The 19,527-nt window shown below is 71.7% G+C and carries 18 protein-coding genes; 9 read left to right on the plus strand and 9 right to left on the minus strand.

Going from position 1 to position 19,527, the window contains the following annotated elements:
- Position 1: 1 nt before the first annotated feature.
- Complete coding sequence (locus QO011_RS03195) at positions 2-961, minus strand: UDP-glucuronic acid decarboxylase family protein (RefSeq protein ID WP_307267562.1); 960 nt, start codon at positions 959-961, stop codon at positions 2-4.
- Positions 962-1,145: 184 nt separating this feature from the next.
- Here QO011_RS03195 and QO011_RS03200 point away from each other — a divergent pair, with 184 nt between their 5' ends.
- The 5 genes from QO011_RS03200 (at position 1,146) to QO011_RS03220 (ending at position 8,377) form a co-directional block, all read left to right on the plus strand.
- On the plus strand, positions 1,146-1,577 hold the full coding sequence (locus QO011_RS03200; RefSeq protein WP_307267564.1) for a hypothetical protein: 432 nt from the start codon (positions 1,146-1,148) through the stop codon (positions 1,575-1,577).
- 10 nt (positions 1,578-1,587) lie between these two features.
- Positions 1,588-5,079 (plus strand): glycosyltransferase family 2 protein, encoded by a 3,492-nt coding sequence (locus QO011_RS03205; protein ID WP_307267567.1) that lies wholly within the window; start codon positions 1,588-1,590, stop codon positions 5,077-5,079.
- Between the two features lie 105 nt (positions 5,080-5,184).
- Complete coding sequence (locus QO011_RS03210; protein ID WP_307267571.1) at positions 5,185-6,747, plus strand: caspase family protein; 1,563 nt, start codon at positions 5,185-5,187, stop codon at positions 6,745-6,747.
- Between the two features lie 30 nt (positions 6,748-6,777).
- A complete protein-coding gene (locus QO011_RS03215; RefSeq protein WP_307267574.1) occupies positions 6,778-7,500 on the plus strand; it encodes a formylglycine-generating enzyme family protein in 723 nt (240 codons plus the stop codon).
- Complete coding sequence (locus QO011_RS03220) at positions 7,490-8,377, plus strand: formylglycine-generating enzyme family protein (protein ID WP_307267578.1); 888 nt, start codon at positions 7,490-7,492, stop codon at positions 8,375-8,377. Before QO011_RS03215 ends, QO011_RS03220 begins: the two co-directional genes overlap by 11 nt.
- 69 nt (positions 8,378-8,446) lie before the next feature.
- On the opposite strand, the gene QO011_RS03225 is transcribed toward QO011_RS03220, so the two are convergent.
- Positions 8,447-8,638, minus strand: coding sequence for a DUF2735 domain-containing protein (locus QO011_RS03225; protein WP_307267580.1), 192 nt, complete (start codon positions 8,636-8,638; stop codon positions 8,447-8,449).
- 342 nt (positions 8,639-8,980) lie between these two features.
- On the opposite strand from QO011_RS03225, the gene QO011_RS03230 reads away from it, so the two are divergent.
- Positions 8,981-10,021 (plus strand): glutamine synthetase beta-grasp domain-containing protein, encoded by a 1,041-nt coding sequence (locus QO011_RS03230; RefSeq protein ID WP_307267582.1) that lies wholly within the window; start codon positions 8,981-8,983, stop codon positions 10,019-10,021.
- A 207-nt stretch (positions 10,022-10,228) separates the two neighbouring features.
- Complete coding sequence (locus QO011_RS03235) at positions 10,229-10,765, plus strand: PH domain-containing protein (RefSeq protein WP_307267585.1); 537 nt, start codon at positions 10,229-10,231, stop codon at positions 10,763-10,765.
- A 10-nt stretch (positions 10,766-10,775) separates the two neighbouring features.
- On the opposite strand, the gene QO011_RS03240 is transcribed toward QO011_RS03235, so the two are convergent.
- The 7 genes from QO011_RS03240 to QO011_RS03270 all read right to left on the minus strand — a co-directional run bounded on the left by QO011_RS03240 (position 10,776) and on the right by QO011_RS03270 (position 17,651).
- Positions 10,776-11,771: a Gfo/Idh/MocA family protein gene (locus tag QO011_RS03240; RefSeq protein ID WP_307267587.1), complete on the minus strand. Its 996-nt coding sequence runs from the start codon at positions 11,769-11,771 to the stop codon at positions 10,776-10,778.
- Positions 11,768-12,649: a sugar phosphate isomerase/epimerase family protein gene (locus tag QO011_RS03245; RefSeq protein WP_307267589.1), complete on the minus strand. Its 882-nt coding sequence runs from the start codon at positions 12,647-12,649 to the stop codon at positions 11,768-11,770. Before QO011_RS03245 ends, QO011_RS03240 begins: the two co-directional genes overlap by 4 nt.
- A gap of 24 nt (positions 12,650-12,673) precedes the next feature.
- Positions 12,674-13,507, minus strand: coding sequence for a carbohydrate ABC transporter permease (locus QO011_RS03250; RefSeq protein ID WP_307267592.1), 834 nt, complete (start codon positions 13,505-13,507; stop codon positions 12,674-12,676).
- The gene (locus QO011_RS03255) at positions 13,504-14,424 is read right to left on the minus strand and encodes a carbohydrate ABC transporter permease (RefSeq protein WP_307267595.1); all 921 of its coding nucleotides are present in this window, start codon (positions 14,422-14,424) and stop codon (positions 13,504-13,506) included. Before QO011_RS03255 ends, QO011_RS03250 begins: the two co-directional genes overlap by 4 nt.
- A 373-nt stretch (positions 14,425-14,797) precedes the next feature.
- Positions 14,798-15,997 (minus strand): ABC transporter substrate-binding protein, encoded by a 1,200-nt coding sequence (locus QO011_RS03260; protein ID WP_307267598.1) that lies wholly within the window; start codon positions 15,995-15,997, stop codon positions 14,798-14,800.
- Between the two features lie 35 nt (positions 15,998-16,032).
- On the minus strand, positions 16,033-16,977 hold the full coding sequence (locus tag QO011_RS03265; RefSeq protein ID WP_307267600.1) for an alpha/beta hydrolase: 945 nt from the start codon (positions 16,975-16,977) through the stop codon (positions 16,033-16,035).
- Positions 16,974-17,651, minus strand: coding sequence for a GntR family transcriptional regulator (locus QO011_RS03270; protein WP_307267601.1), 678 nt, complete (start codon positions 17,649-17,651; stop codon positions 16,974-16,976). Before QO011_RS03270 ends, QO011_RS03265 begins: the two co-directional genes overlap by 4 nt.
- Positions 17,652-17,744: 93 nt before the next feature.
- Here QO011_RS03270 and QO011_RS03275 point away from each other — a divergent pair, with 93 nt between their 5' ends.
- Both QO011_RS03275 and QO011_RS03280 read left to right on the plus strand, forming a co-directional pair.
- Positions 17,745-18,827 carry an ABC transporter ATP-binding protein gene (locus QO011_RS03275; RefSeq protein WP_307267602.1) on the plus strand — a complete coding sequence of 361 codons (1,083 nt, stop codon included), beginning with the start codon at positions 17,745-17,747 and terminating at the stop codon, positions 18,825-18,827.
- Positions 18,828-18,923: 96 nt separating this feature from the next.
- Positions 18,924-19,496 (plus strand): hypothetical protein, encoded by a 573-nt coding sequence (locus tag QO011_RS03280; protein WP_307267604.1) that lies wholly within the window; start codon positions 18,924-18,926, stop codon positions 19,494-19,496.
- Positions 19,497-19,527: the final 31 nt, after the last annotated feature.

The following is a 19,527-nucleotide window of genomic DNA, read 5'->3' on the forward strand; positions in this document are numbered from 1 at the left end:
TTCAGGGCGCCACCGGCGCCGGGAGCGCGGCCTCGAAGGCGGCGATGGTCCGCCGCAGGCCGGTCTCCAGCGGCACCGTCGGCTGCCAGGCGAGGAGCTCGCGCGCCAGCGTGATGTCGGGCCGGCGCCGGCGCGGGTCGTCCTCGGGCAGCGGCCTGCGGACCAGCCGGGAGCGCGAGCCCGTGAGCGCGATCACCATCCGGGCGAGGTCGCCGATCGAGCATTCCTGCGGATTGCCGAGATTGACCGGGCCGGTGACGTCGTCCGGCGTCTCCATCAGCCGCACCAGGCCGTCGATCATGTCGTCGACATAGCAGAACGAGCGGGTCTGCGAGCCGTCGCCGAAGATGGTGATGTCCTGCCCGGCGAGCGCCTGGGCGATGAAGCTGGAGACGACGCGTCCATCCTCCGCGCGCATGCGCGGGCCGTAGGTGTTGAAGATCCGGGCGATCTTCACCGGCATGGCGTACTGGCGGCGATGATCGGCGAAGAGCGTCTCGGCGCAGCGCTTGCCCTCGTCGTAGCAGGCGCGCTCGCCGAGCGGATTGACGTTGCCCCAATAGGTCTCCGACTGTGGGTGCTGGACCGGGTCGCCATAGACCTCAGAGGTCGAGGCCTGCAGGATGCGGGTCCGGCCGCGCCGGGCCAGGGTCAGCATGTTGAGGGCGCCGAGCACGCTGGTGCGCAGGGTGCGGATCGGCGCCGCACGGTACTGGGCCGGGCTGGCGGGGCAGGCGAGGTTGTAGATCCGGTCGACCTCGGCGTCGAAGGCCTCGGCCACGTCGCCGCGCACGAAGGTGAAGCGCGGGTCGCCGAGCCAATGCCGGACATTGTCGAGCGAGCCGGTGGACAGGTCGTCGAGGCAGATCGTCTCGATGCCGCGCCGCAGGAGATGGTCACACAGATGCGACCCCAGGAACCCCGCCCCACCGGTCACCAGCACACGCTTTGCCACGGGCATTCCGCCACTCCCGGTTCCAGGCGGCCCCCGCGCCGACCTCCACCAACCGGGTCGAACCGCTCGCGGCGGACCGGCGGCACGGCCGGCGCGCTCCAAAAATTCACGCCGGCCACGATCGAGCATTGCCGTATTGTCAGCTTTATGCAAGCCTGCGCGCAGGCTGGACATTCCCTAGAGGCACGGCATGGACAAGCTTGCCACGCTGAGTACTGTCACCCGCTCCCTCATGTTGAGCGTCGGCCTCGGCGCGCCCGTTGCGTTGACCGCCTGCTCCACCAACCAGACGCCGCAGCCGGCGATGATGGCGCCCGAGGCGGGCGGCGAGCAGCAGGCCCTGCAGGAGGCCATGGCCTCGCGCAGCCCGCGCGATGCCACCCAGTTTCTGCGGAGCTATCCCCGCAGCCGCTCGATTCCCTCGCTTCTCGCCTCCCTGCCGCCGAGCAGCCTGCACGCCATCCCGCGCGGAGCGATCGCCGGGCTGCCGCGCCAGACGCTCTGCCGGATCGACCCGGCCCTCCTCGGCGAGCTGCGGATCCGCCCGGCGTGCTCGCCCGTGGCCGAGGCCGCGCCGCCGCGCATCAGCGGCGGTGGTGGCGGAGGCGGCGGCCGCTACTGACCGGCCGGGCATGTCGCTGCCGCGGCTGCTGGCCGTCACGGACGAAGCCTGGCCGTTCGACGCTGCGCAGACCTGCCGCGAGCTCACGGCCCGCGGCTTTGCCGCCGAGACGGTGGCGCCGTCCGACCTTGCCGACGCGATCCTTCGACGGCGCGCGCTGCCCGGCGGGCAGCGCTGGCGTCCGGTGGTCCTCGGGCTGGCCCGGTCCGCCGGGTCCATCGCGGCGCTGCTGCCCGGGCCTGCGCCTCCCGCCCTTCTGCTGATCGAGGAGAGCTGGCTCGACGACCGCTTCTGCCTGCGCGAGGCGGGGCCGGGCTGGCCGGCCGGCAGCCTGGTCCAGGCGCTCTGGCCGGAGCGGCGGCGCGGGCTCGATGCGGCCCTGGTGCGCGACGCGCTCGCCGCCGTGCCGCCCGTCGCCGCCCGCCGCCCGGCCGAGGCGGCGCCCACCTGGCTCACGGTTCGCGGTCCAACGACGGATCCCGCCGCGCTGGCGCGGGTCGCCGCCATCGCCGAGCGCCACGGGGTCGCGGTGCGCCTGTGCGAGGACGGCCGCGACCTCGCCGTCGCGGGGACGATGGTGTTCCTGCACCCGGCGCAGAGCGGCTGGCGCGCCCTGGCCGCCGGCTGCGAGGTGGCAGCGCCGGGGAGCGCGCCCTATGCGGGCCTCGGCGTCACCTGGGATCTCGACGACGATGCCGAGCTCGACGCCCTGGCCGGGGTCACCTCGGCCGACGCAGGGCGGCGCAGCCGCCGCGACGCGGTCCGGCAGCTCCTGGCGGCCGACATCCTGTTCGCCGCCTTCCCGCCGCGTCCGGCCCTTGCGGCAGCGCGCCTCGCCGAGCTGATCGAGGCACGTGCGCCGCCGCAGGAGCCGACGATCAGCATCATCGTCAACAATTACAATTACGGCGCGTATGTCGGCGAGGCCATCGCCAGCGCGCTGGCGCAGGCCCGGCCGGCCGACGAGGTCATCGTCGTCGACGACGGCTCGACCGACGGGTCGACCGATGTCATCGCCGGCTTCCCCGCGGTGACGACGGTGTTCAAGCGCAATGGCGGCCAGGCCTCGGCCTTCAATGCCGGCTTTGCCCGGGCGACCGGCGACGTCATCCTGTTCCTCGATGCCGACGACCGCCTGCTGCCCGATGCGGTCGCGCGCGTCGCCGCCGCCTGGCGGCCGGGAACGGCCCGCCTGCAGTTCGCGCTGGAGGCGATCGACCGGGCCGGCCGCTCGCTCGGCCTCTATCCCGGCAGCCTCGAGCTCACCCGCGGCGACCAGGCCGGCCCCGTGCTCGCCCACGGCCTGCATCCCTTCATGCCGACTTCCGGCAATGCCTTTGCCCGCTGGGCGCTCGAGCGCATCCTGCCGATGCCGGAGCCGCACTGGCGCATCTGCGCCGACCTCTATCTCGTGCTCGCCGCCGCCATGGCCGGCCCGGTGGCGCGCCTCGAGGCCGTGCTCGGCCAATACCGCGTCCACGGCGCCAACGCCTTCTACCACCCGCTCGGCGAGTCCGCCGCCTTCGCCCGCAAGAACCTGCCATCCCATATCGCCGCCTGGCGCGACCTCGCGGCCGCGCTCGGGCGCATCGCCGGCCGGCCCGCCGCGGTCGGGATCTGGCGTCTTCGCCTGCACCGGCGCGTGCTGCTCGCCGCCTTCGATCGCGGGGGCCGCCGGGCGCAGCGCCTGCGCGAGGCGCTGCGGGCCGCGGCCCTCGCCGCCACCGTCGCCGACGTCCCCGCCGGCCTGCGGCTGCGGCACGCGGCGCTGCCCCTGCGCCTCGCCGCCATGGCCCTGCTCGGCCGCCGCCCGCCCCCGGCCTCGGCGCCCCTGCGCTGGCCGCGCTCCGCCCCGGCCGACCCGGTGCTCGAGAGCGGGCCGTCGACCTGGCCGCTGCTCGGCCACGGCGCGACCCTCGACGCGCGCGATGCCCCGGCGCTGCGGGAGGCGCTGGGCTGGGGCTGGGACTGGAGCGCGGCCGAGGCGGGCGCCGCCATGATCGAGGACGAAGCCAGCCTCGCCTTCGTCCTGCCGCCGTCCGTCCACGGCCATTGGCGCGTCAGCCTCACCTTCTCGGTCGCGCCCGAGCTCCTGCGGCTGCGCATCGAGATCAATGGCGAGGATGTCGGAGCCGCGGCGGTCGATGCCCGCGGGCGCCTGGCGCTCGCCATCCCCGATCGCCTGCTGCGCCACGACCGGCCGGACGGATGCTCCTGCCTGCTCAGCCTGTCCCTGCCGGAGGCGGGCCGCGTCCGTCCCGTGCTGGCCGGCCTCGGCGTGCGGATGCTGCCGACCGGCTCGGCCCGCATCGCGCCGCGGCTGGAGGCCGGCCGGTTCCTGGCCGTCGGCGCGGCCGCAGCCGGCAACGCCCTGCTCGCCGACGGCTGGGGCTGGCCGGAGGCCGGCGGGGCGGCGATGGCCGAGACGCGGGCGGCCCTCGTCTTCGCCGCGCCGCTCGGCCGCAGCACCGGCGCTCTGCGCCTGGAGCTGGACGCGGCCACGGCGGACGGCCCGGTGCTCCCGGCCGCCTTCGTCAACGGCGAGCCGGCCGCGCTGCACAGGTCGGGCGATCCGCGCTTTGCCACCGTCCTCGTCGAGCCCGCGGCGATCGATGCCGACGGCTTCGTCCGCCTCGAGCTGGTGGCGCGCGAGGACCTCGCCACCGGCGCCTGGCCCCGCACGGTGCTGCGCGGTCTGCGCCTCGACGACCTCGGCCGCGACCGGCGGCTCGCCTTCGACCGGCGCTACGACTTCGCCGATCCCGCCGGCCCGCTTCACGCCCGGGGCCTCGCCGCCAACGGGACGCTGGTCGGCCCGGACGCGCTGGTGCAATTCGAGCCGATCCCGGGCGGGGGCGAGCTCGTGCTCGAGCTCTTCCTGGCCGGCGGCGGGGATGGCCGCGTCGACCTGACCATCGGCGGGCGTCACATCCCGGCCGTGATCGGCGGCGTCGGCCGGGCGAGGCTGCGCATCGCCCCGGCGCCGACCGTCACGCTGCGGATCGCCTTCGCCGGTCACGGACACCTCGCCTGCGCCTGGCTCGCCCTGGCGCCGGCCGAGCCCGACCCGGCGCCTGCCCTCCCCGCCGAGCCGCAGGCCATGCTCGATGCGGCAGTGCTGCAGGCTCACGCCGTGCGCCGCGCCGACTGGCATCCCGCCGTCGACGGCGTGCTCTGGCTGGCGGGCGATGCCGGCGAGCTCGACATCGCCGTCGACCCGCAGCGCCACGCGCGCATCGAGGTGACGCTCGTGCTGGTCGAAGCCATGGGGCAGGCGCTCGACATCGCCTGGCAGGGCATCGTCGTCACCGCGACCCGCTCGGGCGTGCACACCCTTCCCGTTCCGCCCGGGACGCCCACCGGCCCGGCGCGCCTCGCCTTCCGCAGCCGCCTGCTCGTCAATGTCGGCGTGCTGGCCGGGGAAGCCAACGAGGACATGCTCGGCGGCGGGGTGGCCGGGATCGCGCTGCCTGTTCCGACGGGGACACCGGCGCCCGGCTGAACTTGACGGAGATGGAGCGCAAATCTAGCATTTCTTTATTCTTGACGGCGGTCCCTTCTACTATCACTGGCCGGTATCGTGAGCAGGATTTGCAGAACCGGACATATGGGTGATGCCGTGCGCGGGAGCCTCGCCTGTGCGCGAGCCGTCGTCCTGCTGGTCCTGGCCTGCCTCGTCTGGCTCGGCCCCGCCGCCGCGGCCGAGAGCGGGCGGCGCGTCGCCCTCGTCATCGGCAACGGGGCCTATCGCCATGTGCCGAAGCTGCCCAATCCGCCGCGCGACGCCGAGGCGGTCGCTGCCGCGCTGAAGGCCGTCGGCTTCGACGTCGCCCTGGTGCTCGACGCCGACGAGAGCGGCATGCGCAAGGCGCTGCAGGCCCTGGAGGACCGGGCGCAGGGCGCCGCCATCGCCCTGGTCTACTTCGCCGGCCACGGGCTCGAGGTCGACGGCACCAATTACATCGTCCCGGTCGACGCCGAGCTCGCGCGCGACACCCATGTCCGCGACGAGGCGATCTCGCTCGACCGCATCCTCGATGCGGTGTCGCAGGCCTCGACGCTGCGCCTGGTGCTGCTCGACGCCTGCCGCAACGATCCCTTCACCACGCGCATGGTCCGCACCAGCGCCACGCGGTCGATCGGCCGGGGCCTGGCGCGGGTCGAGCCGGATCCGGCCACCCTCGTCTCCTTCGCGGCCGAGGCGGGCTCGACCGCCGACGACGGCGACGGGGCCCACAGCCCCTATGCCCAGGCGCTCCTGGACAATATCGCCACCCCGGGCCTGGAGCTGAACTTCGTCTTCCGCCGCATCAATGCCGAGGTGCGCCAGGCGACCGCCGGGGCGCAGCGGCCGGTCTATTACGGCTCGCTCGGCAAGGACGAGGTCTATCTCGTCCCGGCCGCGCCGAAGCCCGAGCCGCCGCCGCCACCGCTGCCCAGGATCGAGGACGCCGACCGCACCCTGGCCGACCAGGCCCTGACGGCCGACATGCCGCTCGAGGAGCTCTATTGGCGCACCATCCGCTCGAGCACGCGGGCCGAGGACTTCAAGGGCTATCTCCGGCGCTTTCCCACCGGCGCCCATGCCGACCTCGCCGAGGCTCGCGTCACCGCCCTGACCCGCGCGGCCGAGGTCGGCGCGCTGGTGCCGGGCGGGGCGGAGGACCATGCCGACAAGGCGGCGCTGCGCCAGGCGGCCATGGACCGGATCGGGCGCCTGCCGGTCAACATGATCCAGTACGGCCTCGCCGCCCTCGGCTTCCGGCTCGACACGGTCAGCGGCGTCCTCGACGCGCAGACGCGGCGGGCCGTCCGCGACTACCAGGGCTCGGTCAACACGGCGCAGACCGGCGAGCTGACGGCGCAGGAGACCGTGGACCTCATCCTCGCCGCGGCTGCGGCCGGGGATTCGCGCTCGGAGACGACGCTGGGCTTCATGACCGCCTCGGGCGTCGGCCTGGAGCGCGACTATGCCGTGGCGCGGGCCTGGCTCGCCAAGGCCGCGGCGCAGCAGGAGCCCTATGCCTATGTCAACCTCGCGATGCTCTACCGCGACGGGCTGGGCGGCAGCGCCGACAAGGCCAAGGCGCGCACCCTGTTCCAGGAGGCGGTCCGGCACGGCGTCCCGGAAGCGCAGCGCGCCCTCGACGACATGGACCGGGCGAAATGACGGACCGGGTGACATGACGGACCGGGCGACATGAGGCGGCTGCTCCTGCTTCTCCTCGTTCTGACCGCGGTCGGCACCGGCGGACGGGCCGGCGCCGAGGACGCCGCCAAGCTGCTGCTGCCGCAAGCGCCGCTGATCCTGTTCCAGGACTGCCCGGACTGCCCGCAGATGGTGCGGCTGCCGAGCGGGCTGGCCATGAGCCGGACCCACGTCACCCGGGCGGAGTTCGCGCGCTTCGCCACCGAGACCGGGTTTTCGCAGAGCGGCTGGGGCTGCGTCTGGCAGCAGCCGGGCATCCCCCAGGGCGACAAGCACCCCGTCATCTGCGTGAGCTGGGACGACGCGCAGAAATTCGTCGCCTGGCTGTCGAAGAAGGCGGGCCATCCCTACCGGCTGCCGACCGCCGAGGAAATGCGCTATGCGGCGCTGGCCGGCGAGACCACGCCCTATTGGTGGGGCCAGGACATCGGCCGCGGCCGCGCCGCCTGCAACGGCTGCAGCCCCGGCAAGCCGCCCCAGGGCACGGCGCCCGCCGGCAGCTTCGCGGCCAACGCATTCGGCGTCCTCGATGCCGTCGGCAATGCCTGGGAATGGACGGCATCCTGCCACGATCAGAGCTGTGCCGACCGCGTGCTCGTCGGCGGCTCCTGGGCGAACGCGCCGGCGGACCTGCGCGCCGGGCACGAGATCTGGAACGACCCGAGCATCCGCTCGACGACCTATGGCCTGAGGGTGGTCCGCGATGTGGAATGACACGGCCCGGCCGGGCCTCCTCCGGGTCGCCGCCCTCCTCGGCGCCGCGGCGCTCGGCCTCACCCTGCTGCTGCCCGGACCGGCCGGCCGCGCTTTGGCGCAGGCCGGCGCCGAGGCGCCCGCCGGCCCCGTTCTGGTCGTGCCGGGGGCGGAGACGCCCGCCGCCAAGCCCGCGCCCGCCCCGGCCTGCAAGGACTGTCCGGAGATGGTGGCGCTGCCCGGCGGCGCGATGATCGGCAAATATCCCGTGACCAAGGGCGAGTTCGCCTCCTTCGCCCGCGAGACCCGCTTCAGCGGCAAGGGCTGCCACCAGGCCTATGGCGAGCAATGGCACAAGGAGGCGCGCGCCGACTGGAACGCGCCGGGCTTCGCGCAGACGAAGCGTGATCCCGTGGTCTGCGTCAGCTGGGTCGACGCCAACGCCTATATCGACTGGCTGAACAAGAAGACCGGGCGGACCTATCGCCTGCCGACGGTGGAGGAGGCGTCGGCAGCAGCGGCGGCCGGTGGCCACACCACCTATTGGTGGGGCGACAGCGCGGACGACATCTGCCAGTACGCCGACGTCGCCGACCAGAGCTACGCCAAATCCTTCCCGAAGGATTCGCGGCCGCGGCCGGCCTGCACCGACGGCTTCGCCTATACCGCGCCGGTCGGCTCGTTCAAGCCGAACGCCTACGGCCTCTACGACATGGCCGGCAATGTCTGGGAATGGACCAACACCTGCCTGAAGGGCGATTGCAGCAAGGCCCTGTTCCGGGGCGGCGGCTGGAACGACACGGCGCTGAACAATTTCGAGACCGCCCATAGCTGGGGCGACGACGTCAACACCCGCAGCTTCGCCCTGGGCTTTCGCCTCTATCAGAGCGCGCCCTGACGCGCGAGGAGTGGCCGCAGGCCACCGCTTCTCCCGGCGGGAGGGGCGGGCCTCGCCGGCCCATCCGCCTCAGTGCTTGGTCGTCCGCTCTTCCAGGATCGCCGCCTCGTGATACCAGCCGCTGCCGGATGCGGCATCGCAGGCGCGCATGGCGGCGGCCTCCAGCTCGGTCTTGACCTCGTCGCGGCGGCGAGCGGCCACGCGCCCGCGCGGCGGAAACTGGTAGATCTTGGCGGACCTGCGGTCGGTACCCTCGGTCATGCGCATTCTCCATGAAGCCCGGCATGGGGTACAACGTCTTATAGCAGGTTTTGCTCCGCGTTTAAGCAGATTGCCTAAATTAAAATCAGGTCATGCGCGCAATATGGGCATGCTTGTTTCTGCTTAATTGTATAGCATTCTTCCGGCGGCGGGATTCCTGCTGCCGTCGACCCGCCGTTTTCGCCTCAGGCTCGTGATGCGTTCGTTGTCGCCTTGCATGTTCGTTCGGATCGCGACCGTCGGACCAGGCGCCAGGGGGAGCCGATCGCTGCAGCCGTCGCCGGCCGGGTCCGCATCGAATTGTCCCTGCGCCCAGCGCCTTCAGCTCGAGAGAGAGCCGCAATGACGAAGTACAAGCTCGAATATATATGGCTCGACGGATACGTGCCGGTGCCCAGCCTGCGCGGCAAGACGCAGATCAAGGAATTCGACGCATTCCCGACGCTGGAGCAGCTGCCGCTCTGGGGCTTCGACGGCAGCTCGACCATGCAGGCGGAAGGCCGCAGCTCCGACTGCGTGCTCAAGCCCGTGCGCATCGTTCCGGACAGCCAGCGCGTCAACGGCGCCGTGGTGCTGTGCGAGGTGATGATGCCCGACGGCGTCACGCCGCACGCCTCCAACAAGCGCGCCACCATCCTCGACGACGAGGGTGCCTGGTTCGGCTTCGAGCAGGAATATTTCTTCTACAAGAACGGCCGTCCGCTCGGCTTCCCCGAGAGCGGCTATCCCGCCCCGCAGGGCCCCTACTATACCGGCGTCGGCTACAGCAAGGTGGGCGACGTCGCGCGTAGAATCGTCGAGGAGCATCTCGACATCTGCCTGGCCGCCGGCCTCAACCACGAGGGCATCAACGCCGAGGTGGCCAAGGGCCAGTGGGAGTTCCAGATCTTCGGCAAGGGCTCCAAGCGCGCCGCCGACGAGATGTGGCTCGCCCGCTACTTCCTGGAGCGTCTGACCGAGAAGTACGGCATCGACATCGAGTATCACTGCAAGCCGCTCGGCGACACCGACTGGAACGGCTCGGGCATGCACACCAACTTCTCCACCACCTTCATGCGCGAAGTCGGCGGCAAGGAGTATTTCGAGCAGCTGATGGCGGCTTTCGAAGAGGCCCGCGCCGACCATATCGCGGTCTACGGCCCGGACAACCACATGCGCCTGACCGGCAAGCACGAGACCCAGTCGATCCACACCTTCAGCTACGGCGTGGCCGACCGCGGCGCCTCGATCCGCGTGCCGCACAGCTTCGTGCGCAACCAGTACCGGGGCTACCTGGAGGATCGCCGCCCGAACTCCCAGGGCGACCCCTACCAGATCGCCTCGCAGGTCCTGAAGACCATCGCCACCGTCCCGACCGCCGGCGTCGCCGCCGCCGCGGCCTGAGCCGATCTTCCCCGGCGCGGGTGCCGAGCCCGCGCCGGATCGTCACGGTCACCATCAAAGGGGTCGCCCGGAACGGGCGGATGACGGGCGTCGCTGGGGGGGCGGCGCCCGTCGTGCGTTTCCACCGCAAATGACGCTGCGACAGTCCCGCCATTCCCAACCGTCAGGGAATGCGGATAGGCTGCGCCGGATGCGAGGGGAGCCGTCATGGACACCGAACCGTTCGCCGGCCGCCTGTTGAGCGGAGAGCGCATCCTCTGGTCCGGTCGCCCGGGCACCGGCCTGGTCTTCACGCCCCGCGACGTCTTCCTGATCCCGTTCAGTCTGATCTGGTGCGGCTTCGCCATCTTCTGGACGACGGGGGCGACGCGAGCCGGCGCCCCCGCCTTCTTCGATCTGTGGGGCGCGATGTTCGTGTGCATCGGCCTCTACTTCGTCGCCGGCCGCTTCGCGATGGACGCCTGGATCCGCGGCGGCACGGCCTATGCCGTCACCGACCGTCGCGTCCTGATCGTTCGCGGACGACCGTTCGGCAATTTCACCGCGCTCAGCCTCGGCCAGCTCCCAGACGCCCAGCTCAGCGAGAGCGGCGGCGGGCGCGGCACCATCCGCTTCGGCGCCTCGGCTTCGGGGTTCGGCCGAGGTTTCGCCGGCTGGACGCCGTCCCTCGATCCGACGCCGCAATTCCTGGCGATCGAGGATGCCCGCCGCGTGTTCGACCTGGTCCAGCGCGGCAGCAGGTAGGCCCGCCCGCTCACAGCCCCAGCACGCCCCGCAGCGTCTCCAGCCGTTCCATCGCCACCACGCCGTCGGCGATGGTCGGGGCCGGCGTCTCCGCGCCGCCGAGGGCCGGGACCACGTCGGCGAGCAGGGCGTGGTAGCCCTTGTGGTCCTCGTTGGCGGCGGCAGTGAAGTTGGGCTTCCAGGCGAGCGTGTCGACATCGTCCGAGAGCGTCGCCTGGAGATCGGCGGTCTTGAACGGCGGGTCGCGGTGCCAGCGCACCTCGACCACATCCTCCACCTCGAGACGCTGATGGTCGCCCATCAGCTCGATGCGCTCCACCGGCGTGCCGCGCGACTGCACCGTGCCCATGGCGATGGTGCCGATGGCGCCGCAGTCGAAGTCGACATGCATGTGGAACAGCAGCCGGCCCGGCGTCTTCTCCACCTTGCGGGCATCGATGGCGCGCACGGGAGAGACCAGGAACGAGACGAGGTCCATGTAGTGGACGCAATGGTGCAGGAAGAAGCCGGTATAGTCGACATTGCCGGCAAAATAGCCCGGCGCGGTCATGTAATAGCCGGTCAGGCCCAGCACCGGCCCGAACCGGCCGGAGCGCAGGATGTTGGCGGCGATGCGGTTGCCGACGGAATAGCGCTTCATGAAGCCGAGCAGCAACGGCTTGCCGGCGCGCTCGGCGGCAGCGCGCAGCGCCCGCGCGCCCTCGGCGCTGCCGGCCGGCGGCTTCTCCATGAACACCGGCAGGCCCCGATCGAGCGCAGCAAGGCCGAAGGCGAGGTGCTGGTCGGGACCGACCGCCATGCCGATCGCGTCGAGGCCGGGCGTCGCGATCAGCGCCTGCGCATCGCCGGTGAGGCGCGCCACGCCGAACTGCCGCCCCGCCACGGCGAGGCGGGCGCCGTCGACGTCACAGAGCGCGGCGATCTCGACGTCGTGGCGCAGGAGTTGGGGCAGCAGCATCTGCGTCGCGTGCACGCCGCAGCCGATCCAGCCGATCTTCAGGGTCATCGCCGATAGTCCGTCAGGGTGAGATGGGCGCGGATGAAGGCGGCGCTGGCGGCGAGCCGGTCGCTCTCGTCCTCGTGCGGCGCCCGCCATTGCGCCAGCGGCACGCCGAATCGGTCGTCGTTGCGGCGGAAGGGCTCCAGCGAGATCGGGCCGGCATAGCCGATCTCGTGCAGGGCCCGGCCGACGGCGACCCAGTCGGTGGCGCCGGTGCCGGGAAAGCCGCGATGGTTCTCGTTGGCCTGGAAATGCACGACGCGGGCGCCGGCGAGGCGGATCGCCTCGGGGATGGAGGCTTCCTCCATGTGCATGTGGAAGGTGTCGAGCATCAGCCGCACGGCGGGATGGTCGACCGCGTCGAGCAGCTCGATCGCCTGCCGGGTGGTGCAGAGCACGTCGCTCTCGAAGCGGTTCAGCGGCTCGACCGCCAGCGTCACCCCGGCGGCAGCGGCATGGTCCCCCGCCGCACGCAGACCGGCGACGCAGCGCGCCTTGCGGGCGAGGCGCTCCTCCTCGGCGACCGGCGCCGGCGGCCGGCCGGCGAACACCAGCGGGTTGCCGGTGAGCGGCCCGCCGACGATATCAGCGCCGAGCGACGCGGCGCAGTCGGCGGCGTAGCGGAGATAGTCGATGCCGGCGCGGTGCCGCACATCCTCGCCGGAGGACAGGTTACGATCGAGATTGACGCGGGCGGCGAGCACGACGCCGAGCCCGGCCTCGGCCAGCGCGGCGCGGGCGGCGGCGAGGTCGAGCTCGCCGGGCTCGGGCACCAGGAGCTCGACGAAGTCGTAGCCGAGCTGCTTCATGCGGGAGAACAGCGGGAAATGCGCGGCCGTGAACGGCCGGGCGAACTGCATGGAGATGAGGCCGATCGGATTCATCGAGGTCCTTTGAAAATCTCTTGGTCAGCCCTTGACCGCGCCCTGGGTGAGGCCGCCGATCAGGCGCCGTTGCACGAGGAGGAAGAGCAGCGTCGCCGGCAGCGCGCCCACCACGCCGCCGGCCGCCAGCAGGCCCCATTCGATCTGGTACTCGCCGATCAGGGTCTGGATCGCCACGGTGACGGTGCGCACGGTCCGGCCGCCCAGGGTCAGGGCGTAGAGGTACTCGTTCCAGGCGGTGATGAAGATGTATATGCCTGTCGAGACAATGCCGGGCAGGGCCAGCGGCAGCACGATGCGCCAGAGCGCGCCGAGGCGCGAGCAGCCGTCGGTCATCGCCGCCTCGTCGAGGCTCTTGGGGATGGCGCCGACATAGCTGGTCAGCATCCACACCGCGAAGGGGATGGCGACGGTGGCGTTGGCGAGGATCAGGCCGAGATGGGTGTCGAGCAGGCCGAGCCGGCGCATCAGCACGAACAGCGGCAGGATCAGCAGCACCACCGGGAACATGTTGACCAGAAGGAACTGCAGCATCAGCGCCTTGCGTCCGGCGAAGCGGAAGCGCGAGAAGGCATAGGCCGCCGCCACCGAGACGGCGAGGCCGAGCACGACGGTGCCGAGGGCGACGATCAGGCTGTGGCCCATGTTGACGGCGAAATCGGTGCGGCGCAGCAGCCTGACATAGTTGTCGAGCCCCCAGCCCGCCGGCGACAGCGACACACCGCTCGCGGCGAGCTGCTCCGACGGGGTCAGCGAGGTCAGGACCATCCAGGCGAAGGGCCCGATGGCGATCAGCACGATGACCAGCACCGGCAGGTCGGTGGTGAGGATGCGGCGCAGCGTCGACGGCTTGCTCACGGCTCCACCTCGCGCATGGTGCGGGCGATATAGAGGGCGACGACGCTGCCGAGCAGGATGGTGAAGGTCACGGCGATGGCGGTGCCGTAGCCGAAGTCGAGATTCTGGCGGGCCTTGACGAAGGCATAGAGCGGCAGCGTCGTGGTGGCGGTGCCGGGCCCGCCGCCGGTCATCACGAAGATCACGTCCATCGAATTGGCGACCCAGATCACCCGCAGCAGCCCGGCCGTCGCCAGCACCGGCGCGATGCCCGGCAGGGTGATGTGACGGAACTGGCGCCAGGCGCTGGCTCCGTCGATGGAAGCGGCCTCGTACTGGCTGCGCGGAATGCCCTGCAGGCCCGCCAGGATCATCACGGCGAAGAACGGGAAGCCCTGCCAGGTCAGCGTCGCGATCACCGCATAGAGTGCCTTGTCGGGATCGGCCAGCCAGGGCACGGCCGAGCGGATCAGGCTGAGGTGGATCAGCAGGTCGTTGAGCACGCCGGTGGTGGGGTCGTAGATCCAGCGCCACATCAGCGCGATGACGACGCTCGGCAGCGCCCAGGGGATGATGATCAGGGCGCGGGCGAGGCCACGCCAGGGAAAGTCGCGGTCGAGCAGCAGCGCCGCCACGAGGCCGAGGCCCATCTGCAGCGGCACGGTGAGGCCGATCCACACCGCGGTGTGGCCGAGCGCGGTCCAGAACACCGGATCCTGCAGGAGCTTCCAATAGTTGCCGAAGCCGACGAAGCGGCTGGCATTGGGCTTCCACAGGATCAGGTCGGTGAGGCTGGTCGCCACTGCCTCGACCATGGGCAGGAACACGACCACCAGCGTCACCGCCATCGCCGGCGCCAGCAGCGCATAGGGCAGCAGCACCGTGCGCCAGGGGCGCGGCTGCGCTGGGTCCAGGGTGAGGGCGGCGGGCGTGGTCATGGCTGGACCCGAGCGGAAGGCGGGGCGTCCGTCGGGATAGAGGCGATGCGCGGCCTGCCGCGAAGAGCAGCGGCCCATAGGACGCCCATCCCTGCATCCGCTGGTGTTCGCGTGGATGGCCGGGACAAGCCCGGCCATGACGGCTGGGGTGTCGCTGAACGCGAGCAAACCTGGCGCGGCGGTCGCAGGACGGACGCCTCGACAATCCCACCCGCGACGTCGCGGGCGGACTTGATCCGCCCGTCCACGCGAACACCATGGGGTCTCGGAAGGGCCCTCGCCCGCATCATACGACCCGTTGCAAAAACCGAGGTTGGAGATTGGACGAGGCGAGCTCCTCGGCCGTCGCACAATGGAACACCCATCGCTCCCCCTACTGCGCGAACAGCGCTTCGAGCTGCTTCATCATCGCCTCGGACGTGATCTGGCCGGTGAGGGCCTGCTGCATCGCCGTCGGCCAGGCGGTGTTGACGAACTCGGCCGTGGCCGTGCTCTGCGGCAGCACCGCGGCGAAGGGCAGGGAGTTCACCGTGGCGTCGACGAAGCGGCGCTGGTGCAGCGTCCAGTGGGCCGCGCCGCTCTTGGTCACGGTCATCTGGCCCGTCGCCTTGTTGAAGGCGACGTTGTTCTCGCCCTCGGCCAGGAAGGCGATCCATTTCCAGGCGGCGTCCTTGACCGTGGAGGCCGAAAACACCGCAAGGGATTCGTCGCCGTAGGAGGTCCAGGCCCGGCCGTCGCAGGCCGGCACGGGCACGGCCGAGACCTTGTCGCCGAGGGCCTTCACCAGATCGTTGGAGGAGCCGATATGGTGGATGGTCATCGCCGTCTTGCCGGCCTTGAAGGCGCCGATGATCTCCTGGAAGCCGTCATTGGGTGCCGAGGGCGGGATCGACTTGTCCTTTTGGAACATGTCGATCAGCCACTGGTTGGCGGCGATCGCCTGCGGCGTGGTCAGGCCGCCGGGCGCGAGCGTGGCGCCGCGCGAGAACACGAAGGTGCCCCACTGGTCCCAGCCGCCCTTGCCGCCGCGCAGGCCGAAGCCCCAGCGCTCCGGCGCCTTGGTCAGCGCCTTGGCCGCGGCGCGGAACTCGTCGCAGGTCTTCGGCGGCTCGAGGCCGGCCTCCTTGAACAGGTCGGCACGGTAATAGAGGTAGAGCACGACATATTGGATCGGCAGGTAATACTGCTTGCCGTCCGGCCCCTTGTTCAGGGTCAGCAGGTTGTCGAGCAGGTCGGCCTTGCCCGGCCAGGCGTCGATGCGCTCGCCGATCGGCTCCAGCGCGCCCATCTCGACCAGCCGCGGCTGGGCGAACAGCTTGACCATGGCCGCGTCGGGCGCATTGCCGCCGACGATCGCGGTGTAGAGATTGTCGTAATAGCTGTTCCAGGGGACGTTCTCGGCCTCGACCTTGATGCCGGGATTGGCAGCCTCGAACTTGGCCACCAGCTCCAACATCGGGTTGTCGGGATTGTCGAAATGGTACCAGAAGCGCACGGTCTCGGCCGCGGCCGGGCCGGCGGCCAGGCTCGCGGCGAGGGCGCAGACCGCCGCCAGTCGCTGCAACAATCTCATCTCGCGTCTCCTCCAGGTCTTTTCTTGGTTGGATGTCAGGGCTGCCGGACCATGGCCGCGGCCGCTGCGCCGGCCGTCGCCAGGGCGCCGCGGGCTGCGGGCAAGTCGAGCGTCATCTGCAGGAAGCCGTGGGTGACGCCGGGCACCACCTCGACCGTCTCCGTGCGGCCGAGGCGCTGCAGCCGGTCGGCCAAGGCGAGCGTGTCGGACAGCAGCGGGTCGATGCCGGCCGCCATCAGGTGCAACGGCGGCAGGGCGGCGAGCGCGGCGTCGGCGGCCTGGAGCGGGGCGGCAAGCGGATCGCGCCGGCGCCCGGCATCGGCGCAGTACCAGTCCCAGTAGCGCCGCATCTTGCCGCGGGTCAGGCCAGGGCCGGCGTCGAACCGGCGGTAGGACGCCGTCTCGAAATCGGCGTCGTAGACGCCGTAGAACAACAGCGCCCCCGCGGGCCGCGGCCGGCCGGCGACCTGCTCGTGCAGCATGGCGGCGAGCACCAGGTTGGCGCCGGCGGAATCGCCCGCGACCACCAGGGGTCCCTGCTCCGAGGCCGCGCGCAGGCAGGCGATCACGTCCATCAGGCCGGCGGGGAAGGGATGCTCCGGCGCCAGGCGATAGTCCGGCATCCACACCGGCAGCCCAGCCGCCCGCGCCAGCACGCGGCCGCAGCGCTCATGAGTCTCCGGCGAGCAGAAGGCGAAGCCGCCGCCATGCACGAACAGCAGGGTGCCGGCTCCGGCGCCCGCTGGCGTGAGGACGCGCAGGCGCGTTGCCGCCGAGCCGAGCCCGGCATCGGCCGGCACGTGCGTCTCGGCCACCGCCATATCAGGCATGTCGCGGTTCCAGCGGCGGTTGACCTCGGCGGTTCGCGCCCGGCCTTCGGTCGCCGGCAGCAGCGTCAGGTCCGGCACCGCACCGAATTCGGCATCCATGCGGGCGATGAGCGCCAGGAGCTCGGGCGAGAGATTGTCGGGGAAGGTCATTGGCTCGCCTCGACGAAGACGTTGGGACCGAAGTCGACAATGGTGGCGATGTGGTGGTGCAGCGCCGCCGAGGCGGCGGCGACATCGCCGGCGGCCACCGCATCGATGATCGGCCTGTGGCGCAGGGCAGTGGCCATCAGGTCGCGCGGCCCGGCGCTGCGCGAGATCTTGAAGCGGTGGTTGTGGATCAGGCAGCGGTGCAGGATCGGATCGAGCGCCGGCAGGCCGGCGTCCCGGAACAGGCGGCGGTGGAAGTCGCGGTCGCAGGCCGCCAGCCTCAGCTCGTCGTCGGCGCGCGCCGCCTCGAGCATGGCCTCCAGCAGGGCGCCGAGGTCGGCCAGCAGCGTGCGACTGGGCTGGCGCAGCGCGCGGACGATGCCGCCGCACTCGACCGACTGGCGCACGCGGAACAGCTCCACCGCCTCGTCGGCGGTGCAGTCGGAGACCTGGGTGCCGCGATGGCCGCGGCGGTGCACCAGCCCCTCCTCCTGCAGCTGCAGCAGCGCCTCGCGCACCGTGCCCTGGCTGCAGCCGAAGCGGTCGGCGAGGTCGAGCTCGATCAGCTGCTCGCCCGGCATGAGCGTGCCCAGCATGATCTCGCGCTCCAGCGCGTCGAAGGCGGCGGCCGATTTGGCGGGCCGCAGGGCGGCCGGCCGTCGCGGGCGGTGAGGCATGAGGTCGGACATCGCGTCGGGCCGTCGGGTTGCGCGCCGTCGTAATTATCATTATCAATATCGATAATCAACCGAGCATGGTCGGAGGAGACGATGGCGACGATCACGCTGAGGCGGGTCCGCAAGGCCTATGGCTCGCAGACGGTGATCCACGGCGTCGATCTCGACATTGCCGGCGGCGAGTTCGTCGTGCTGGTCGGCCCGTCCGGCTGCGGCAAGTCCACGCTGCTGCGCATGATCGCCGGCCTGGAGGAGATCAGCGGCGGCGAGCTCGCCATCGGCGGCCGGGTGGTGAACGCCCTGGCGCCGGCCGAGCGCAACATCGCCATGGTGTTCCAGGACTATGCGCTCTACCCGCATATGAGCATCGAGGAGAACATGGGCTTCGGCCTCAAGATGCGCGACGAGCCGCCGGCCGAGGTGGCGCGGCGGGTGGCGGAGGCGGCGGAGATCCTGAAGATCAGGCCGCTGTTCGGCCGCCGCCCCGGCCAGCTCTCCGGCGGCCAGCGCCAGCGCGTCGCCATGGGGCGGGCGATCGTGCGCCAGCCCGAAGCCTTCCTGTTCGACGAGCCGCTGTCCAATCTCGACGCGGCGCTGCGGGTGGAGATGCGGCTGGAGATCGCCAAGCTGCACCGCCGCATCCGGGCGACCACGGTCTACGTCACCCACGACCAGGTCGAGGCCATGACCCTGGCCGACCGCATCGTGGTCATGAATGCCGGACGGATGGAGCAGGTCGGCCGCCCCCTCGATCTCTATCGCAGGCCGGCGAGCCTGTTCGTCGCCCGCTTCCTCGGCAGCCCGACCATGAACGCCATCGAGGTGCCGCTCGCCCGCGACGGCGCCGGGGGCACGGCCCTCGCCCTGCCGGGCGCCGCCGTGCCGGTCGGCTCGGCCGCCGCGCCGCTGCCGGCCGAGGGGCCGGTCACGCTCGGCGTGCGGCCGGAGGACCTCGCGCCGTGCGAACCGGCACAGGCCTGGTTCACCGGCCCGCTGGCGGTGGTGGAGCGGCTCGGCGCCCAGACCTTCGGCTATCTCGACCTCGGCGGCGACCGGGTCATCACCGCCGAGCTGCCGCGCAGCAGCGAGGCCCGCCCCGGCGACGTCGTCTCGCTGCGCGGCGATCCCGCGCTGCTCCACCTGTTCGACCGCACGACGGGCGCGCGGCTCAACTGAGCGCCACGCCATCTTTGTGCCAAGCCACACAGCGGCCGGGCGTGCCACCGCCTAGTGTCTCTCCAGGATCAATCGAACCCGCCCTGGAGACCCGTCATGCGCATCCTTCTCGCCGCTTCCGTCGCCGTCGTCGCCCTGGCCTCCGCCGGCACGGCGTTCGCCCAGTCCAAGCCCCAGGTCGTCCCGACGCTCGGCACCCGCCAGATCGTCCCGGTGGCGGCCGTCGATGCCGGCGTCCCGGCCCCGGCCCAGCCGGTGGCCGCCCCGGCGCCGGCTCTGTCGAACCTGACCTCGCCGATCCCGGTCGCGCCGGTCGACACCAAGGCGGCCGAGGCCGTCGCCAAGGAGCTGGTGACCCAGCAGCAGCCCGCGCCGGCCCCCGTTGCCGCCACGCCGGCTCCCGCCGATGTCGCCGGCGACCTCGCCGCCGACACCCCGGCGCCCCAGCCGCAGCCGGCCGCGCCGCCCGTGGTGGCGCAGACGATCGCCCCGCCCGTGCCGGCCCCGGCTCCCGAAGTGGTCGTCCCCGTCAAGAAGCCGAAACTCTACAAGAAGCCCCACCGCATCGTCCGCTACTACCAGGACGAGGACTACGGCGCCGTCTCCTACGCCCCGCGCCGCTACGGCTACGGCAACGGATATGGCTACGGTGGCGGCGGCTGCGACTGAGCCGACCGATTGCCTGCTCCTGCACCGAAGG

It is taken from the genome of Labrys wisconsinensis (genome assembly GCF_030814995.1).
Classification (GTDB): Bacteria; Pseudomonadota; Alphaproteobacteria; order Rhizobiales; family Labraceae; genus Labrys; species Labrys wisconsinensis.

Excerpts from the sequence above, each read along its gene's own strand:
- QO011_RS03200 (WP_307267564.1), top strand. The coding sequence starts at position 1,146 with ATGGACAAGCTTGCCACGCTGAGTACTGTCACCCGCTCCCTCATGTTG.
- QO011_RS03270 (WP_307267601.1), bottom strand. The coding sequence starts at position 17,651 with ATGCCTCACCGCCCGCGACGGCCGGCCGCCCTGCGGCCCGCCAAATCG.
- QO011_RS03260 (WP_307267598.1), bottom strand. The coding sequence starts at position 15,997 with ATGAGATTGTTGCAGCGACTGGCGGCGGTCTGCGCCCTCGCCGCGAGC.
- QO011_RS03255 (WP_307267595.1), bottom strand. The coding sequence starts at position 14,424 with ATGACCACGCCCGCCGCCCTCACCCTGGACCCAGCGCAGCCGCGCCCC.
- QO011_RS03275 (WP_307267602.1), top strand. The coding sequence starts at position 17,745 with ATGGCGACGATCACGCTGAGGCGGGTCCGCAAGGCCTATGGCTCGCAG.
- QO011_RS03205 (WP_307267567.1), top strand. The coding sequence starts at position 1,588 with ATGTCGCTGCCGCGGCTGCTGGCCGTCACGGACGAAGCCTGGCCGTTC.
- QO011_RS03235 (WP_307267585.1), top strand. The coding sequence starts at position 10,229 with ATGGACACCGAACCGTTCGCCGGCCGCCTGTTGAGCGGAGAGCGCATC.
- QO011_RS03220 (WP_307267578.1), top strand. The coding sequence starts at position 7,490 with ATGTGGAATGACACGGCCCGGCCGGGCCTCCTCCGGGTCGCCGCCCTC.
- QO011_RS03265 (WP_307267600.1), bottom strand. The coding sequence starts at position 16,977 with ATGACCTTCCCCGACAATCTCTCGCCCGAGCTCCTGGCGCTCATCGCC.
- QO011_RS03225 (WP_307267580.1), bottom strand. The coding sequence starts at position 8,638 with ATGACCGAGGGTACCGACCGCAGGTCCGCCAAGATCTACCAGTTTCCG.
- QO011_RS03245 (WP_307267589.1), bottom strand. The coding sequence starts at position 12,649 with ATGAATCCGATCGGCCTCATCTCCATGCAGTTCGCCCGGCCGTTCACG.
- QO011_RS03195 (WP_307267562.1), bottom strand. The coding sequence starts at position 961 with ATGCCCGTGGCAAAGCGTGTGCTGGTGACCGGTGGGGCGGGGTTCCTG.
- QO011_RS03230 (WP_307267582.1), top strand. The coding sequence starts at position 8,981 with ATGACGAAGTACAAGCTCGAATATATATGGCTCGACGGATACGTGCCG.
- QO011_RS03280 (WP_307267604.1), top strand. The coding sequence starts at position 18,924 with ATGCGCATCCTTCTCGCCGCTTCCGTCGCCGTCGTCGCCCTGGCCTCC.
- QO011_RS03240 (WP_307267587.1), bottom strand. The coding sequence starts at position 11,771 with ATGACCCTGAAGATCGGCTGGATCGGCTGCGGCGTGCACGCGACGCAG.
- QO011_RS03215 (WP_307267574.1), top strand. The coding sequence starts at position 6,778 with ATGAGGCGGCTGCTCCTGCTTCTCCTCGTTCTGACCGCGGTCGGCACC.
- QO011_RS03210 (WP_307267571.1), top strand. The coding sequence starts at position 5,185 with ATGGGTGATGCCGTGCGCGGGAGCCTCGCCTGTGCGCGAGCCGTCGTC.